This is a genomic window from Neobacillus sp. NPDC097160, from assembly GCF_044762155.1.
Classification (GTDB): Bacteria; Bacillota; Bacilli; order Bacillales; family Cytobacillaceae; genus Neobacillus.
In genome coordinates this window covers 97,197-113,210 of sequence record NZ_JBIWDU010000018.1, presented here as the reverse complement: position 1 = coordinate 113,210, position 16,014 = coordinate 97,197, and the positions used below count along the sequence as shown (strand labels likewise).

The 16,014-nt window shown below is 40.5% G+C and carries 18 protein-coding genes; all 18 read right to left on the bottom strand.

The window, feature by feature from the left end; all coding sequences use genetic code 11:
• Positions 1–14: 14 nt before the first annotated feature.
• Positions 15–677: an L-serine ammonia-lyase, iron-sulfur-dependent subunit beta gene (gene sdaAB, locus ACIQXV_RS23120; protein WP_402962548.1), complete on the bottom strand. Its 663-nt coding sequence runs from the start codon at positions 675–677 to the stop codon at positions 15–17.
• A 290-nt stretch (positions 678–967) separates the two neighbouring features.
• Positions 968–1,834, bottom strand: coding sequence for a ribosome biogenesis GTPase YlqF (gene ylqF, locus ACIQXV_RS23115; RefSeq protein ID WP_402962545.1), 867 nt, complete (start codon positions 1,832–1,834; stop codon positions 968–970).
• Between the two features lie 143 nt (positions 1,835–1,977).
• Positions 1,978–2,535 carry a signal peptidase I gene (lepB, locus tag ACIQXV_RS23110; RefSeq protein ID WP_402962542.1) on the bottom strand — a complete coding sequence of 186 codons (558 nt, stop codon included), beginning with the start codon at positions 2,533–2,535 and terminating at the stop codon, positions 1,978–1,980.
• 220 nt (positions 2,536–2,755) lie between these two features.
• Positions 2,756–3,100, bottom strand: coding sequence for a 50S ribosomal protein L19 (gene rplS, locus ACIQXV_RS23105; RefSeq protein ID WP_007087766.1), 345 nt, complete (start codon positions 3,098–3,100; stop codon positions 2,756–2,758).
• A 144-nt stretch (positions 3,101–3,244) separates the two neighbouring features.
• Entirely contained in the window at positions 3,245–3,988 is a 744-nt protein-coding gene (trmD, locus tag ACIQXV_RS23100; protein WP_402962540.1) for a tRNA (guanosine(37)-N1)-methyltransferase TrmD, read from the bottom strand.
• A complete protein-coding gene (gene rimM / locus ACIQXV_RS23095) occupies positions 3,985–4,503 on the bottom strand; it encodes a ribosome maturation factor RimM (RefSeq protein WP_402962537.1) in 519 nt (172 codons plus the stop codon). Before rimM ends, trmD begins: the two co-directional genes overlap by 4 nt.
• A gap of 12 nt (positions 4,504–4,515) precedes the next feature.
• Positions 4,516–4,902 carry a YlqD family protein gene (locus ACIQXV_RS23090; protein WP_402962534.1) on the bottom strand — a complete coding sequence of 129 codons (387 nt, stop codon included), beginning with the start codon at positions 4,900–4,902 and terminating at the stop codon, positions 4,516–4,518.
• Between the two features lie 78 nt (positions 4,903–4,980).
• Positions 4,981–5,211, bottom strand: a complete 231-nt coding sequence (locus ACIQXV_RS23085; RefSeq protein ID WP_402962531.1) for a KH domain-containing protein — start codon at positions 5,209–5,211, stop codon at positions 4,981–4,983.
• Between the two features lie 12 nt (positions 5,212–5,223).
• A complete protein-coding gene (rpsP, locus tag ACIQXV_RS23080; RefSeq protein WP_402962528.1) occupies positions 5,224–5,496 on the bottom strand; it encodes a 30S ribosomal protein S16 in 273 nt (90 codons plus the stop codon).
• A gap of 142 nt (positions 5,497–5,638) precedes the next feature.
• Positions 5,639–6,991 (bottom strand): signal recognition particle protein, encoded by a 1,353-nt coding sequence (gene ffh / locus ACIQXV_RS23075; RefSeq protein ID WP_402962525.1) that lies wholly within the window; start codon positions 6,989–6,991, stop codon positions 5,639–5,641.
• Positions 6,992–7,003: 12 nt separating this feature from the next.
• Positions 7,004–7,336 carry a putative DNA-binding protein gene (locus ACIQXV_RS23070; RefSeq protein WP_402962649.1) on the bottom strand — a complete coding sequence of 111 codons (333 nt, stop codon included), beginning with the start codon at positions 7,334–7,336 and terminating at the stop codon, positions 7,004–7,006.
• 132 nt (positions 7,337–7,468) lie between these two features.
• Complete coding sequence (gene ftsY / locus ACIQXV_RS23065) at positions 7,469–8,458, bottom strand: signal recognition particle-docking protein FtsY (RefSeq protein ID WP_402962522.1); 990 nt, start codon at positions 8,456–8,458, stop codon at positions 7,469–7,471.
• Between the two features lie 17 nt (positions 8,459–8,475).
• Positions 8,476–12,042, bottom strand: coding sequence for a chromosome segregation protein SMC (gene smc, locus ACIQXV_RS23060; RefSeq protein ID WP_402962519.1), 3,567 nt, complete (start codon positions 12,040–12,042; stop codon positions 8,476–8,478).
• 54 nt (positions 12,043–12,096) lie between these two features.
• Positions 12,097–12,837: a ribonuclease III gene (rnc, locus tag ACIQXV_RS23055; RefSeq protein WP_402962516.1), complete on the bottom strand. Its 741-nt coding sequence runs from the start codon at positions 12,835–12,837 to the stop codon at positions 12,097–12,099.
• Between the two features lie 164 nt (positions 12,838–13,001).
• The gene (locus tag ACIQXV_RS23050) at positions 13,002–13,235 is read right to left on the bottom strand and encodes an acyl carrier protein (protein WP_040204957.1); all 234 of its coding nucleotides are present in this window, start codon (positions 13,233–13,235) and stop codon (positions 13,002–13,004) included.
• Positions 13,236–13,305: 70 nt separating this feature from the next.
• Positions 13,306–14,049 (bottom strand): 3-oxoacyl-[acyl-carrier-protein] reductase, encoded by a 744-nt coding sequence (gene fabG / locus ACIQXV_RS23045; protein WP_402962512.1) that lies wholly within the window; start codon positions 14,047–14,049, stop codon positions 13,306–13,308.
• Positions 14,046–14,993, bottom strand: coding sequence for an ACP S-malonyltransferase (fabD, locus tag ACIQXV_RS23040; protein WP_402962509.1), 948 nt, complete (start codon positions 14,991–14,993; stop codon positions 14,046–14,048). Before fabD ends, fabG begins: the two co-directional genes overlap by 4 nt.
• Positions 14,990–16,009: a phosphate acyltransferase PlsX gene (gene plsX / locus ACIQXV_RS23035; protein WP_402962506.1), complete on the bottom strand. Its 1,020-nt coding sequence runs from the start codon at positions 16,007–16,009 to the stop codon at positions 14,990–14,992. The genes fabD and plsX overlap by 4 nt, the downstream gene beginning before the upstream one ends.
• Between the last annotated feature and the right edge of the window lie 5 nt (positions 16,010–16,014).

Below are 16,014 nucleotides of genomic sequence, written 5' to 3'. Positions count from 1 at the left end.
GTTGTTCATTCAATTTATTCAGCCATGCGAATGATTTGCGATACATTTGAAAGATTTTTTAATTCCTCAATCACGATATCATCAATTTTCTGATCGACTTCAATGACCATCAGAGCCATTTCACCTTTTTCTAATCGGGATACTTCCATATGACCGATGTTAATTTCATGTTTTGATAAAACACTTGTTACCGCTGAAATGATTCCAAATCGGTCCTGATGAACAACCAAGATCGCCGGGTGTTCTCCAGAAAGCTTTAGCGGAAAGGAATTTAATTCGGTGATTTCAATGGTTCCGCCGCCGATTGAAATGCCCACCATTTCTAGTTTGTTTTCCTCATCATATAAATTAATTTTGACTGTATTTGGATGATCTGTCACTGCCTCTTCGGTCCGAAATACTACCTCTAAACCATTTTCTTTTGCTATTTCTAAAGATTTAGGCATTCTTTCATCAAATGTATCTAAATCCAGAAGTCCCGCAACAATGGCAAAGTCTGTTCCGTGTCCCTTATATGTTTTGGCAAAGGAACCGTATAAGGAGATAATTGCTTTCTTTGGAAGTTTTCCGAACAAGGTTCTTGCAACCCTGCCAATCCTTGCTGCACCAGCTGTGTGAGAGCTTGACGGCCCAATCATGACTGGGCCGATAATATCAAATGCTGACCGATATTTCATTGATATACCCCTTTTATCTTGTATGTTATTGTTTCTTTAAACGTGTATATAGTTCCACCTAATTTTACGAGAAATTCTTAATTGTAACCAGCAATAAATGCTGGTAAAAAACTATTCTGCACCATCATTCTCTATTTCGCTTGAAAACGATTACAAACGCCATTATAAATAATAATTTCAAAGATTTACTAGATTTAATATAACATTTTAATAGTAACAATAGTAATTTCTTCATCGATTTATATTTGTTGAATTAAAAAGCCCCCCATTTGGAGAGCCTTGGTCAATCATTATTCTTTTTCAACGCTAAAATCAATAGGTCGTTCTAATGTAATCCGGCCAAATTTTTCCGACCTTATTTCCCGAACCACTAATTCCGAAACCTTATCATAATCGACAATCCCGCCTGCCATAAGACAGCCGCGAAGTACTCCAATATGATCAAACATTTCAACAACGTTTTCAGGTAGAGTCTCTAAATTATATCGTTCTTTCAAACGCTCTGGATAGGTGTGTTCTAAAAATCTTAACGTGTAGACGGTAAGATCCTGCAGGTTTAATAGGGTATCTTTAATCGCCCCTGTAATGGCCAGTTTCATACCAACCTCTTGATCCTCAAATTTCGGCCATAATATCCCTGGTGTATCCAGTAACTCCATTTCCTTGCCAACCTTAATCCATTGTTGTGATTTGGTAACTCCTGGAGTATTTCCTGTTTTAGCGATATTTTTTTTAGCCAAACGGTTAATAAGGGTCGATTTACCAGCGTTTGGAATTCCAACAATCATTGCCCGGATTGCTCTAGGTTTCACACCTCTCGCTCTTAAACGATCAAATTTCTCTTTGAGAATTTCATTTGAGGCTTGGACAATATTTTTCATTCCTTCTCCAGCCTGAGAATTAATCGCAAGTGCCTTAATTCCTTTTTCAGCGAAATAGGCAATCCATTCCTTTGTTGCGGCCTTGTCAGCCATATCCGCTTTATTTAATAAGACTAATCTTGGTTTATGCTGGATAATCTCATCAATCATTGGATTTCTTGAGGAATACGGAATTCTTGCATCCACCAATTCAAAAATAATATCAACTAGTTTTAATTTTTCCGTGACCTCTCTGCGAGCCTTGGCCATATGACCAGGAAACCATTGGATCGTCAAAGCAGCCACCTCCTTTTAAAAGCGTAAGCGCCTTGGTCAGCCCCGACAGGCATAAGACGAACCGCGAGGAGGCAGTTTCCCAGCCACCACAGCGGGGCGGCTTATGTCCCGAGGGGCTAGGCGCTGAAGCTAGATAACTATTTCTATTTCACTTTAACAATATGTGCGTCTTTAATTGGCCAATAGACCACATTTGTTTTACCGATTACTTTACTCATTGGAACTGTCCCAATATGCCTTGAGTCCTTACTGAAGCGGCGGTTATCGCCCATGACAAACAATTCACCTTTTGGAACTGTTTTACGGCCAATTTTTTCTTCAAGGGTAAATGGACCTGTTAATGGCCCGTCCTCTACTTGTTTCTTATATTCATCCAAATAAGGCTCTTTATACGCTTTGCCATTTACATATAACATATCATCCTTATACTCAATCGTATCACCTGGAAGTCCGATCACACGCTTTATGTAATCCTTTTTTTCCGGGGCATGAAAAACGATGATATCAAATCGCTTTGGCTCACCAATTTCATAACTGAATTTATTGACAATCATGCGATCCTGATCTTTTAATGTCGGCATCATCGATAAGCCATCCACTACTATTGGAGCAAAAAGAAAATACCGGATGACTGCCGCCAGTGCTATCGCAATCAATAGGGCCTTCGTCCATTCCCATAGTTCATTCTTCTTTTTTGTCATACAATCCCCACCAATCACTTTAAAAAAATGTTTTATAAAGCCTATTTTACATAACTTAAACATATTTAACACGATGGGATAATATTTTTAATCAAACTTTAATATTTTGTTTAAAAACCAGCAACAATTAAAGCAGTCCAATAAATATATTTTACCAACAAACGATTTGATATGTATTAAAAAAAGAGCCTGCTCCCGGGCAAGCTCTTTTCTTTTCATATTAGCGAATTTCTTTAATTCTTGCTTTTTTACCGCGAAGGTTACGCAAGTAGTAAAGCTTAGCACGGCGGACTTTACCGCGGCGAAGTACTTCAAGCTTCGCAATTTTTGGTGTGTGTACAGGGAAAGTACGCTCAACGCCTACTCCGTAAGAAATTTTACGAACCGTAAAAGTTTCGCTTATACCACCACCACGACGCTTAATCACAACACCTTCAAATAACTGAATCCGTTCACGAGTACCCTCGACAACTTTCACGTGGACACGTACAGTGTCACCAGGACGGAACGAAGGAAGATCAGTACGAAGTTGTTCTTGTGTGATTTCTTTAATTAATTGTTGCATCGTTTTCAACTCCTTCCAACAGACGCTCATGCACATCATATTTCTTTAAAAATTGCAGCGGAACATCGTTATAAGACTGCTTCTGATAAGTATCAGTTCAAGTCACAAGAAGTATCATACCATAATTATTCCGCGCCCGCAATATTACTCGTAATCTTTTTTTACCTCTTTTAGCCATTTCACCTGATCAGGTGTAAGGTCTATTTTATCAAATAAATCAGGCCGTCTTAAAAGCGTCCGTCTTAGCGCCTCTTTGTTACGCCATTCCTCAATGAACTTATGATTTCCTGATAGCAGCACATCAGGCACCTTCATCCCGCGAAAATCGGCAGGTCTTGTATAGTGAGGATGTTCCAAGAGCCCTGTACTGAATGAGTCCTTCATATGCGATTCTTGATTGCCAAGCACCTCTGGCAAAAGGCGGACAACACTGTCAACCACGACCATTGCTCCAAGCTCACCGCCTGTCAAGACATAATCGCCAATTGATATTTCATCTGTGACTATATGCTCCCGGATTCGTTCGTCATAGCCCTCATAATGACCGCAAATGAAGATTAAGTGCTCTTCTTTCGCTAATTCCTCGGCCTTTTTTTGTTCATATCTCCCACCTTGCGGACAAAGCAGGATCACCCTTGGTTGTTTACTCTTTGCTTTTTCCTTGAGAGCTGCAACTGCATCAAAGATTGGCTGAGGCTTTAAAACCATGCCTGCCCCGCCGCCATATGGGTAGTCATCAACAGTTGAATGTTTGTTATCAGCAAAATCACGAAAATTAACAACGTTATAGGCCACTGCTGATTTCTCGGCGGCTTTTTGCAAAATGGATTGCCCCAATACCCCAGAAAACATTTCCGGAAATAATGTCAGGATATCAATCTGCATCATGGAAGTAACCCTTCCATTGGTTCAATTAAGATGACTTTTTCTTTTACATCTACCTTTTTGACGACATCATGAATATAAGGGATCAGTAGTTCTTTACCTGCTTTTCCTTTTACAACCCAAACATCATTGGCGCCAGGTGATAGAATTTCGGTAACCTTCCCAATTTCCTCACCATGGGTAGTGGCAACTAGGCATCCAATAATTTCATGGTAATAAAATTCATCTTCTTCTAATGTGTCTAGTTGTGACCCGGGCACTTTTAGAATCCCATCTCTAAATTTCTCAACCTCATTGATATTAGTAAATCCTTCAAATGTAAGTAATTCAAAATTTTTATGTGTGCGGTGGCTATTGACTGTTAGTTCAATTGGCTTGCTTGAATTTGGCATAAATAAATATAAAACATTCCCCTTCTTGTAGCGTTTTTCAGGGAAATCCGTTTTTGAAATAACTCTCACTTCACCTTTTATGCCTTGAGTATTGACGATCTTGCCGACATTAAACCATTTTTCCATTTTATTCACCTTCTATCTAATTTCCTCAACGATACCGTCTTTAATAATTATTGTAAGCTGCCCCAGCCTCTCATCCCAGCTGTCGCCTACTTTTACCTCAACTAGGGCCTGAACTTCTTTTTCGTTTAATTCACTGCCTAGTGGTAGGATATGTAATTGTTCGCTTTGAAACTCAACAAGCTTTATTTTTTCTTTACGCATTTGTATTTCTTTTTCAAAATGTTTTTTTAGGGCACCTGGTGAAAAGGATTTTGTTTTCTCTAATCGCTTCAGCTCAAATTGCAGCTGATCACATTCTTTTTGAAGCTGAAGCCTCTTGGACTGGTATGTATTGAAAAGCTGTTGTTTGCTGTTTTCCGTTAATATCTGCTTAACAACAACTGTTTGAATGATTTGCATGAAAGACCTCCTTTTGCATTTTCCTATAGCAAAAAAGAGAGGAAAATTAATCCCTCCCTTTTATCTAGATGCAAAAAGCTATTCACCAATTTCTAGAAAAATTTTCTTCTGTTGTGATGATCCTGCTGCATATACAACAGTTCTAATGGCCTTTGCAACACGCCCCTGTTTACCAATTACTTTTCCCATATCTGTCTTGTTAACAGTGAGCTGATAGGTTACCCGATTGTCGTCTTCGACAATTTCGACACGAACATCTTCCGGGAAATCAACAAGGGGCTTAACAATCGTTTCGATTAGGTCTTTCATCGTTTCCTACGATTACTTGCCTAATTTTGCATTATGGAATTTTTCCATGATGCCTTGGTTTGAGAAAAGGTTACGAACTGTATCAGATGGTTTCGCACCGTCTTTTAACCATTTAAGAGCTAATTCTTCGTTGATTTCTACTTTAGCTGGTTGAGTAACCGGATTGTAAGTTCCAACGATTTCAATGTAACGTCCATCACGTGGTGAACGAGAATCTGCTACAACAATACGATAGAAAGGAGTTTTCTTAGCTCCCATACGTTTTAAACGAATTTTAACTGCCATTTTAAATAAGCACCTCCGAATAGTTTCACACAAGATAGTATAATATCAATTCTTTTAAAGTTTGTAAAGTGTTTTTTCTTTACAGTGAAAAAAACTTTGAGAAATGTCCAGCAGAAGCGCCTAGGCGCTTCTGCTTTTCGTTCTAAAACGGTTTAAACGGGAATTTAAAGCCGCCTTTTTTCTTTCCTTTTTGCTGCATGCCCGTCATTTGCTTCATCATTTTTTTCATGTCCTCAAACTGCTTTAATAAGCGGTTTATTTCAGTGACAGGACGTCCGCAGCCTTTAGCAATTCTTCGCTTCCGGTTAGCATTCAGGATTTCGGGATTATTTTTTTCTGCCTTTGTCATCGATCTGATAATAGCTTCCACGTGGGCAATTTGCTTTTCATCAATTTGAAGATTATTCAAACCTTTGATTTTGTTTGCCCCAGGCATCATCTTTAATAATTCATCAAGCGGGCCAAGATTCCGAACCTGACCGAGCTGCTCCAAAAAGTCATCCAGCGTAAACGTCGCTGTTCGCATCTTCTGTTCTAACTCTTTCGCCTTTTGTTCATCGACATTTGCCTGCGCTTTTTCAATCAGTGTCAGCACATCACCCATACCTAAAATCCTGGAGGCCATTCGTTCCGGGTGAAACGGCTCTAATGCATCCATTTTCTCGCCTAGACCGACAAATTTAATCGGCGTTTGTGTTACAGCACGAATAGAGAGTGCTGCCCCGCCCCTCGTGTCACCATCAAGCTTCGTTAAGACAACCCCGGTTAAACCGAGCTGCTCATTAAAGCTTTGGGCAACATTGACGGCATCCTGACCGGTCATGGCATCAACAACAAGGAAGATTTCATCAGGTTTAGTGAGCTCTTTAATATCCTTTAACTCACCCATTAATGCCTCATCGACATGAAGTCGGCCGGCAGTATCAATTAGGACATAGTCATTATGGTCTTCTTTTGCTTTGGCAATTGCCTGCTTAGCAATTTCAACCGGGCTCACTTGATCACCAAGGGAGAAAACCGGCATGTCTAATTGTTTGCCAAGTGTTTGAAGCTGTTTAATTGCGGCTGGACGGTAAATGTCAGCAGCAACAAGCAGCGGTTTTCGGTTATACTTTTTACGAAGCAACAGCGATAGCTTTCCTGTTGTCGTTGTTTTACCGGCACCCTGAAGTCCAACCATCATAATAACGGTCGGCGGGCGGTTTGATGCAGCAATCTTGCTTTGCTCGCCCCCCATTAATGCAGTCAATTCCTCGTTAACGATTTTAATGATCTGCTGTCCTGGAGTTAAGCTTTTCAGTACTTCTTGCCCTACGGCGCGTTCACTGACTTTTTTCACAAAATCTTTGACGACTTTGAAGTTAACGTCCGCCTCTAGTAATGCAAGACGCACTTCGCGCATCATTTCTTTTACGTCCGCTTCCGAGACTTTTCCTTTTCCGCGGATTTTTTGGATTGTATTCTGCAGTCGGTCGGCTAATCCTTCAAACGCCATGCATGCCGCCTCCTAATCTAATTTCTCAAGCTCAGTAACCATTTCTAACATTTCCTGCTTTGATGGATGCTCCTCTTTAAGCAATTCTTTCACGTGCCTTATAAGTCTTGAGCGCTCTTGAAATTTTTGAAATAATAACAGCTTTTCCTCATACTCCTCGAGCATGGCTTCTGTCCGCTTTATATTATCATAAACGGCCTGACGGCTCACATCATACTCTTCGGCAATTTCACCCAATGAGTAATCATCTAAATAATAGAGAGACATATAGCTTTGCTGCTTTGGCGTTAACAACGAATAGTAAAAATCATAAAGATAGTTCATTCGTGTCGTCTTTTCAAGCATCATAAAGTGTTCCCTCCTGATACCTTTGTTAAGTGAAAAGCCTTTACAAGAGTAAGTTTACACAGTCTTACTATTTCTGTCAAGAAAATATCTTTACATCAAGTGTTTGTTGAAAAATAGTAATCCCCATTTTTATTCATCTGATTTTTCAACTTGGTCAGCAAATAATCCGTATACATATCTTTCCGCATCAAATTCTTGGAGATCATCCATCTTTTCACCAAGACCAACGAATTTTACCGGAATTTTCAATTCATTGCGAATGGCAAGAACAATACCGCCCTTTGCTGTGCCATCTAATTTTGATAAAACAATACCACTTACGTTTGTCGCCTCTTTAAAGGTCTTTGCCTGAATCAGCGCATTTTGACCTGTAGTCGCGTCGAGAACAAGGATCACCTCATGAGGGGCACCAGGAATTTCTCTTTCAATAACTCGCTTTACCTTTTCAAGCTCTTTCATTAAGTTGACTTTGTTTTGCAAACGTCCGGCTGTATCACATAATAAAATATCGGCATTACGGGATTTAGCTGCCTGGATGGCATCAAACATGACCGCTGCAGGGTCAGACCCTTCTGCCTGCTTAATCACTTCTACACCAACTCTTTCACCCCATACCTCGAGCTGTTCAATTGCGCCGGCACGGAAGGTGTCTCCTGCAGCCATCAAAACTTTCTTTCCTTCACTCATAAACTTATGGCCAAGTTTGCCAATGGTGGTTGTTTTTCCAACACCATTAACCCCAACAAATAATATGACGGTCAGTCCATCCTCTTGGATGTTTAATTTTGAGGATTGTCCTTCACCTGCATTATAAATTTCGACAAGCTTCTCAGAGATTACACTTTGAACCTCATATGGGTCTTGGATATTGCGGCGTTTCACTTCCATCTTAAGCCCATCTATCAGCTGCATAACCGTTTCAAAACCGACATCTGCCTGTATTAAAATTTCCTCTAATTCCTCAAAAAAATCTTCATCGACCTTTCGGTACCTCGCAACTAAATCGTTTACTTTTCCGGAAAAACTGTCTCTTGTTTTCGTCAGACCTTCCTTAAACTTTTCTGTCACCGTATCGGTTGATTTCGTAATTTTTTCTTTTAATTTTTTAAAAAAGCTCATCTTTTCACTTCCTTACATTATGATTTAACTAATTCCTTCGTAACCTCTAAGCGGACAGATACAAGCTTCGAAACACCAGATTCCTGCATGGTGACCCCGTAGAGGACATCCGCTTCCTCCATCGTCCCTTTGCGATGGGTAATCACGATGAATTGTGTTTCTGCGCTATATCGCTTTAAATATTGGCTGAAGCGGAAAACATTGGCTTCATCCAAGGCAGCTTCCACCTCATCAAGAATACAGAACGGAACAGGACGTACCTTTAAAATTGAAAATAACAGTGCAATGGCTGTTAGCGCCCGTTCTCCTCCTGATAACAATCCCAGGTTTTGCAGTTTTTTACCCGGCGGCTGGGCAACGATTTCCACCCCAGTGTTTAATAAGTCGTCAGGTACTGTTAAAACTAAATCCGCCCTTCCACCACCAAAAAGGGCACGGAATGTTGGTTCGAAATGGACGCGAATCCCCTCAAATGTTTGTGCAAAGCGTCTTTTCATTTCCGTATCCATTTCCTCAATGACTTGGAAGAGAGTGTCTTTTGCTTCTTGGAGATCTGTCTTTTGTTCATTTAGGAACTCAAATCGTTCTGAAACACGTTCATATTCCTCAATGGCACCAAGATTGACATTCCCAAGCTCTTCGATGGCAAGCTTGATTAGTTTCACCTTTTTCCTTGCTTCTTCCACAGGGATTGTTAATGGATATTGCTCCTTAGCCCCTTCAAACGATAAAAGGTATTCCTCCCTTAAGTGGCCAAGACGGTTTTCAAGCTCAACATCTAAGCGGTTGATTTTCACTTCCTCATCCTTTAAGACCACTATCATTCCCTTATGGAGTCTCTTCAGCTCTTTAGCCTCCACCTCAATGTCTTCCAGCGAAGCCTGCAAGGATAACCGTTCTTGTCTTCTAGCTGTAATTAATTGTAAGGTAGCTTCCTTGTCCTGCTGCTTTCTCTTCGCAGCAGACTCTATCTGTTCTTCTCCTGATGAACTGTTGGTCATTTCTGATGTTAAAAGGTTAAGGTCCTCTGTATAGATTGTCAGCTTCTGTTCACTATCTTCTAAGTCTTCGTTGATTAGTGCAAAGCGCTCTTTCGCATTTGAATATTGCTCATTTTTGGAAGCAGACTCAACTTTTAAATCATTTATGTCGTTTGTCAATGCCTCTTTCGATGTCAAATTAGTTGCCTTTTGTTCCGTTAGTTTCATAATTTGAGCATCAAGTGCAGCAATTGTTACTTTGTAGGTCTCAATTGCCTCAGATAATTCCATTTTCCGTTTTGATAACGTTTCTTTTTCATCAGAAAATTGTCCTTTTTCAAGATCGTAAATCGCTAAACGGTCATTAATATTCTTTTCACCCAGCTCCGCTTCCCTGAGGTCACCCTTTACCGATTGCTCACGAAGCCTTAATTCCTCGCCGGCCTGACGGATTTTATTAAGCTGCACCTCTGACAATTGCACTTCTTCTTTTAGCGTCTTGACTAATCTTTCTAAGCCAGTGGTTCTTTCCTCCATAATCACAAGCTTTTCTTTTAAATTTTCAAGCTCACCTTTTCTGGTTAACAGTGAAGAGGATTTTTGTTTTATTGCACCACCTGTCATCGAACCGCCCGGATTAACGATATCACCATCAAGTGTCACCAGCCTTGAGCGGTACTGAAGGATACTAGCTAATTCATTTGCACCTTTGAGGTCCTTTGAAATGACAACATTGCCAAGAAGGTTACTCATAACCTCAGCATACTTTTGATCAAATTTGACCAGACTGACAGCTGATCCAATAAGTGATGGATGGTTTTGAATGGCAGACAGCTGTGCGGAAGATAATGGCCTGCCCTTCATGACACTTAATGGTAAAAAGGTGGCCCGGCCAAATGAATGCTGCTTTAAATATTGAATGGCCGCTCGGGCATTCTGCTCGGTATCGACGACGATATGCTGCAGTGCACCGCCGAGGGCAGTCTCAAATGCAATTTCGTACTCTTTAGGAACCGTTACTAGCTCTGCAACTGCCCCTTCAATCCCCTTCAAACTATTCCCTCGCGCCTTAAGTACTTCCTTGACGCCCTGGAAAAAGCCAGCGTAATCTTCTTCCATCTCCTCGAGCAATTCTTTTCTCGACTTAGCTTGTTGAAGAAGCTGATAGGCTTGATATAACGTCTTTTCTTGTTTTTGATAGTTGTTTTTTACCGTTTCAAGCGTCCGTTGCTGTTCGCGAAATTCGACGACTTGGTTAGATAGATTCTTTTGAATTTCTGCCAAGGCCGCCTGAATTTCTATCCTTTTGGCTTGTGTAATTTGCCGCTCTTGAAGGTACTTTTCATTTTCTGCATCAAGCCGTGAACTTTTTCGCTCCTGCTGTTCCAATTGCTGATCAATGTATTTTATTTCATTTTTTGCACCAGCCTGGTCATTCAACAGCTCGATGTATTCACTTTTTAAGCTTTCTATTTTCTCTTCAATATTTTCTGTAAATAGCTGCAGTTTGCCTTGTTTCTCTTTTAGCTCAGATTGTAATAATTTCACATGGTCAGCTAGTTCTTTAACTGACTCAGCTTGCATATCTCGATTTATCTTAAGCTGGCTGATTCGTTCCGTCAGTTCCAAGATATTCGTTTTTATCTGATCTTTATTTTGGGCGGCATTTTTCTTTCTTTCCTTTAGAACTTCCTTTCGCCCTTCCAGCTTTTCAAGTTCCTCACTTGCATGGAGGAGAACATTTTGCAAATCACTAATTGATTCATCTAATGCTGAAATCTTGTCTCTTGATTCCACTATTTTGGCTTCTTTTACTTGAAGATTGGAAGAAAGCTTCAATTCCTCCTGCTGATGACCCTCAAGTTGTTTTGAAAGATTTTCCCATATCCGGTGCAGGTCTTCAATTTCAAAGACCGTCAAAGCAACCTCAATTTTTTCAAGTTCTTCTTTTTTCTCTAAATAGTCCTTTGCCATTGATGCTTGAATTTTTAAAGGCTCTACTTGGCCCTCAAGTTCATGTAAAATATCATTCACACGGTTTAAATTGTCCTGGGTTTCAAATAATTTAACTTCCGCTTTTTTCTTGCGGTTTTTATATTTTAACACCCCTGCTGCTTCATCAAAGATGGTCCGGCGGTCTTCCGCTTTGCTGTTTAAGATTTCTTCGACTTTCCCTTGGCTAATAATTGAAAATGCTTCTCTGCCAAGACCTGAATCCATAAATAAATCAATAATATCCTTCAAGCGGCACGGCTGCTTATTGATGTAAAATTCACTCTCACCTGAACGTGAGACCCTTCTCGTCACACTCACTTCATTAAAGTCAATTCCTAATCCTTGGTCAGTATTGTCCAATGTAAGCGTTACTTCAGCATAATTAAGGGCTCTTCGCGAATCGCTCCCGGCAAAAATGATATCTTCCATCTTGCTGCCTCTTAGTGACTTTGCAGACTGCTCACCCAAAACCCAGCGGATGGCATCGGTAATATTACTTTTCCCACTGCCATTTGGACCCACTACAGCCGTTACTCCAGGAACAAAATCAACTTCAATGCGTTCTGCGAAGGATTTAAAGCCAATAATGTCCAACCGTTTTAAAAACATTTCTTTATCCTCCCTATGCTGCACGGGGATTTCTCCTGCAAACATTTGTCATTTCTAGGTTGTCTTTGCTTTTAATACGCCAAGTGCCATTTGCGCGGCATGCTGTTCTGCTTCTTTCTTAGATTTTCCTGTTCCAACCCCTAGTTCTTCACCATTTAAGGATACTCTTGAAACAAACTCCTTATTATGGGCAGGCCCTTTTTCTTGAAGGACACGGTATTCAATTATACCCGTTCCATCCCGTTGAATAAGTTCCTGTAATTGGCTTTTAAAATCCATCACATGAGAAAAAGCACCAGCATTTATTTTAGGAAAGACAACTATTTCAAGGAATTCAGTCACTTTCTCAATTCCTTGATCCAAATAAAGAGCCCCAATGAATGCTTCAAAAACGTCTGCAAGCAAAGCAGGACGCGCACGTCCCCCTGTCATTTCTTCTCCTTTGCCGAGCAAGATCAGTTTCCCGAAGTCAAGCTCATTCGCAAAAGCGACAAGTGAGGGCTCACAAACAATTGCAGCACGCAGTTTCGTCAATTCTCCTTCTGTCATTGTTGGATATTTTTTAAAAAGGAATTGTGAAACCGTAAGCTCAAGGACAGCATCTCCTAAAAATTCAAGTCTTTCATTATCTTCAAAAGGCTTTCTGCGATGCTCATTCACATAGGATGAATGCGTAAAAGCTTGTTTTAATAATTTCTCATTTTCAATCTTAATTCCGATTGTATCTTGAAAATCCTTAAATTGATTTTCTTTTGCGCGATTGTTCAACTCTTTTCCCTTACTGTTCTTGCGCATAAAGTCTCCACCTTGCTTTTAATTTACAATCTACACTGCTATTAGTTTAAAAAATTTTCCTTAAAAACGCAAAGAAACTTGGCAGATAGTTTACTCTGCCAAGTTCTATCATACAGAATAAAGCTCCGTTTGAAAACGGAGCTTTATGAATAAATCTAACGTGATTACTTACTGCTATTTATGTAATTAACAGCATCACCAACAGTGCCGATTTTTTCAGCATCATCGTCAGAAATCTCCATATCGAACTCATCTTCTAATTCCATTACTAGTTCAACTACGTCAAGGGAATCAGCGCCAAGATCATCTTTAAATGAAGCTTCAAGCGTAACTTGAGACTCATCAACGCCTAAGCGGTCAACGATGATTTTTGTAACACGTTCTAATACCTCTGCCATGCTTGTTCACCTCCCCTCAAGCTATTATAGAGTATTTCACTAAAATAATACACCTTGTTTTTTATTACAATTACATTACCATGCCACCATCTACATGAAAGGTTTGCCCGGTAATATAGGATGAATCATCTGATGCGATAAATGTGGTAAGTTTAGCAATATCTTTAGGTTCGCCTAAACGTGCTAACGGAATTTGTTTTAACATTTCTGATTTTACTTCTTCAGATAATTTATCCGTCATATCCGTGGTAATGAAGCCTGGAGCAATGGCATTTACCGTAATATTTCTCGACGCTAATTCTTTTGCTGTTGTTTTGGTTAAACCAATAACTCCAGCCTTTGCAGCCACATAGTTCGCTTGGCCTGGGTTGCCGCTTACCCCAACAATAGAGGCAATATTAATGATCCGGCCCACCCGCTGTTTCATCATTTGCCGTGTAACGGCTTTTGTACAAAGGAAAACACCTTTTAGGTTAATGTTTAGGACATCATCCCATTCTTCTTCCTTCATTCTCATTAATAAATTATCCTTCGTAATTCCTGCGTTATTCACGAGGATGTCTATTTTTCCAAAACGGTCAATCGTTCCTTTAACCATTTCCGCGACTTCTTCTGAGTTTGATACATTACATTTAACTGCAAAAGCATCTCTTCCAAGAGCCTTAATTTCGTCAACGATTTCGTTTGCTTTTGCTTCACTGCCGGCGAAATTTACGGCTACATTTGCACCCTGTCTTGCAAGTTCTAGGGCGATTTCTCTGCCGATTCCTCGAGATGCACCTGTTACAAGGGCTGCTTTCCCTGCTAAATTCATAGCATTTCCTCCTTTAAGGTGTTTATGACTGCCTGAGCGCTTTCCTCATCAGATACCGAATACGTTTTAACTGTCTTATCAATTTTTTTAATTAACCCTGAAAGAACTTTACCAGGGCCAATTTCAATAAATTTATCCACCCCAAGGTCAATCATTTTCATGACCGAATCTTCCCATAATACAGGGGAGTATAGCTGTTCGATCAATTTCCCCTTAATGTCAGAAGCTTCACTGATTGGTTCAGAGGTGACATTGGCCACAACTGGAATGGAAGCATCCTTCATTTCTAATCCATCCAAAACATTAAGTAATTCAGCTGCAGCTGGCCTCATTAATGACGAATGAAAAGGACCACTAACATCTAATGGCAGCACTCTTTTTGCCCCGGCTTCCTTCGCCTTCGCGCCTGCCAGCTCTACCCCTTTCTTAGAACCAGAAATAACGATTTGTCCAGGACAGTTTAGATTCGCTAAAGAAACAGGAAAACCAGCATCGCTTACTTCTTTTGTAACCTCTGCAAGAGGGTCACGGTCAAGACCTAATACAGCAGCCATAGAACCCTCGCCATTTGGGACGGCACTTTCCATGAACTCCCCTCGTTTCCTAACAGCAAACACTCCATCTTCAAAAGACAATACACCAGCAGCAACAAGGGCTGTGTATTCACCCAAGCTATGACCGGCGACAAAATCAGCTTTAATACCGGATGTTTGGAAGAAATCTAAAATCGCAATACTTGTTGTTAACAATGCCGGCTGGGTATTATAAGTTAATGTCAATTCTTCCTTTGGGCCTTCAAATATAAGTTGACTCAATTGTGTATTCAGCCTTTTATCCGCTTTTACAAAATACTCCATTACCTCGGAGTGTTTTTCTGCAAGCTCCTTAGCCATTCCCACAGCTTGTGACCCTTGTCCGGGAAACACAAATGCTATTTTACTCATTTCTCCACCCCTCCATCGTTTAATTTTCCACTATTTGCATCCTCTACCGCTTGTTTAATCAATCCACCGACATCATTACTTACCATTTCCCTTGTTTGCCGGATGGCACTAAAGATGGATTGTCCATTAGAAGATCCGTGAGCTTTTATGACAGGTGCTTTTAGGCCAAAAAGGGCGGCACCACCATATTCTGAGTAATCCATGGTGTTTTTTAATGTCATCAAATTCGGTTTCAGCACCGCGGCAGCCAATTTACTTGTAAAACTGCTCATTAAAGCCGTTTTTAACATTTTAAACATGGAAAGAGCAGTGCCCTCAATTGTTTTTAATACCATATTACCGGTAAAACCATCGGTAACAACAACATCGGCAATGCCATCAAGCAGATCTCTTGCTTCAACATTGCCAACAAAATTCAAATCGGCATTTTTTAGTAGATCAAAGGCATGTTTGGTCAATTCGTTACCCTTCTTTTCTTCTGTCCCAATATTTAAAAGCCCTACTCTCGGCTTCTCAATACCTCTTACCTTCTCACTATAAATGGAACCCATGATGGCATTTTGCAGCAAATGTTCCGGCTTTGCATCTGCATTTGCACCGACATCCAAAAGCAAGAAGCCTTCACCGCCAATTGTTGGCAGTGTTGGTGCCAGTGCGGGCCGTTCGATTCCTTCAATTCGACCAACAACAAACAGTCCAGCTGCCATTAATGCACCTGTATTACCTGCAGAGATGCAGGCATCAGCTAATCCATCCACAACCTGCTGTGCAGCAAGTACCATCGATGCGTTTTTTTTTCGGCGAACCGCTCTCACTGGTTCATCTGTGCCAAGAATAACCTCTGTTGTATGTATAACGGCAATCCGCTCATGACTTATCAGCGTTTCTTTTATTTTGTTTTCATCCCCGACAAGGGTAATATGTATATCGGAAAAAGCCTGAACAGCTTTCATCGCACCTAAAACGATTTCTTTTGGGGCGTTGTCGCCGCCCATTGCATCGATTGCTAGATTCATTTGTC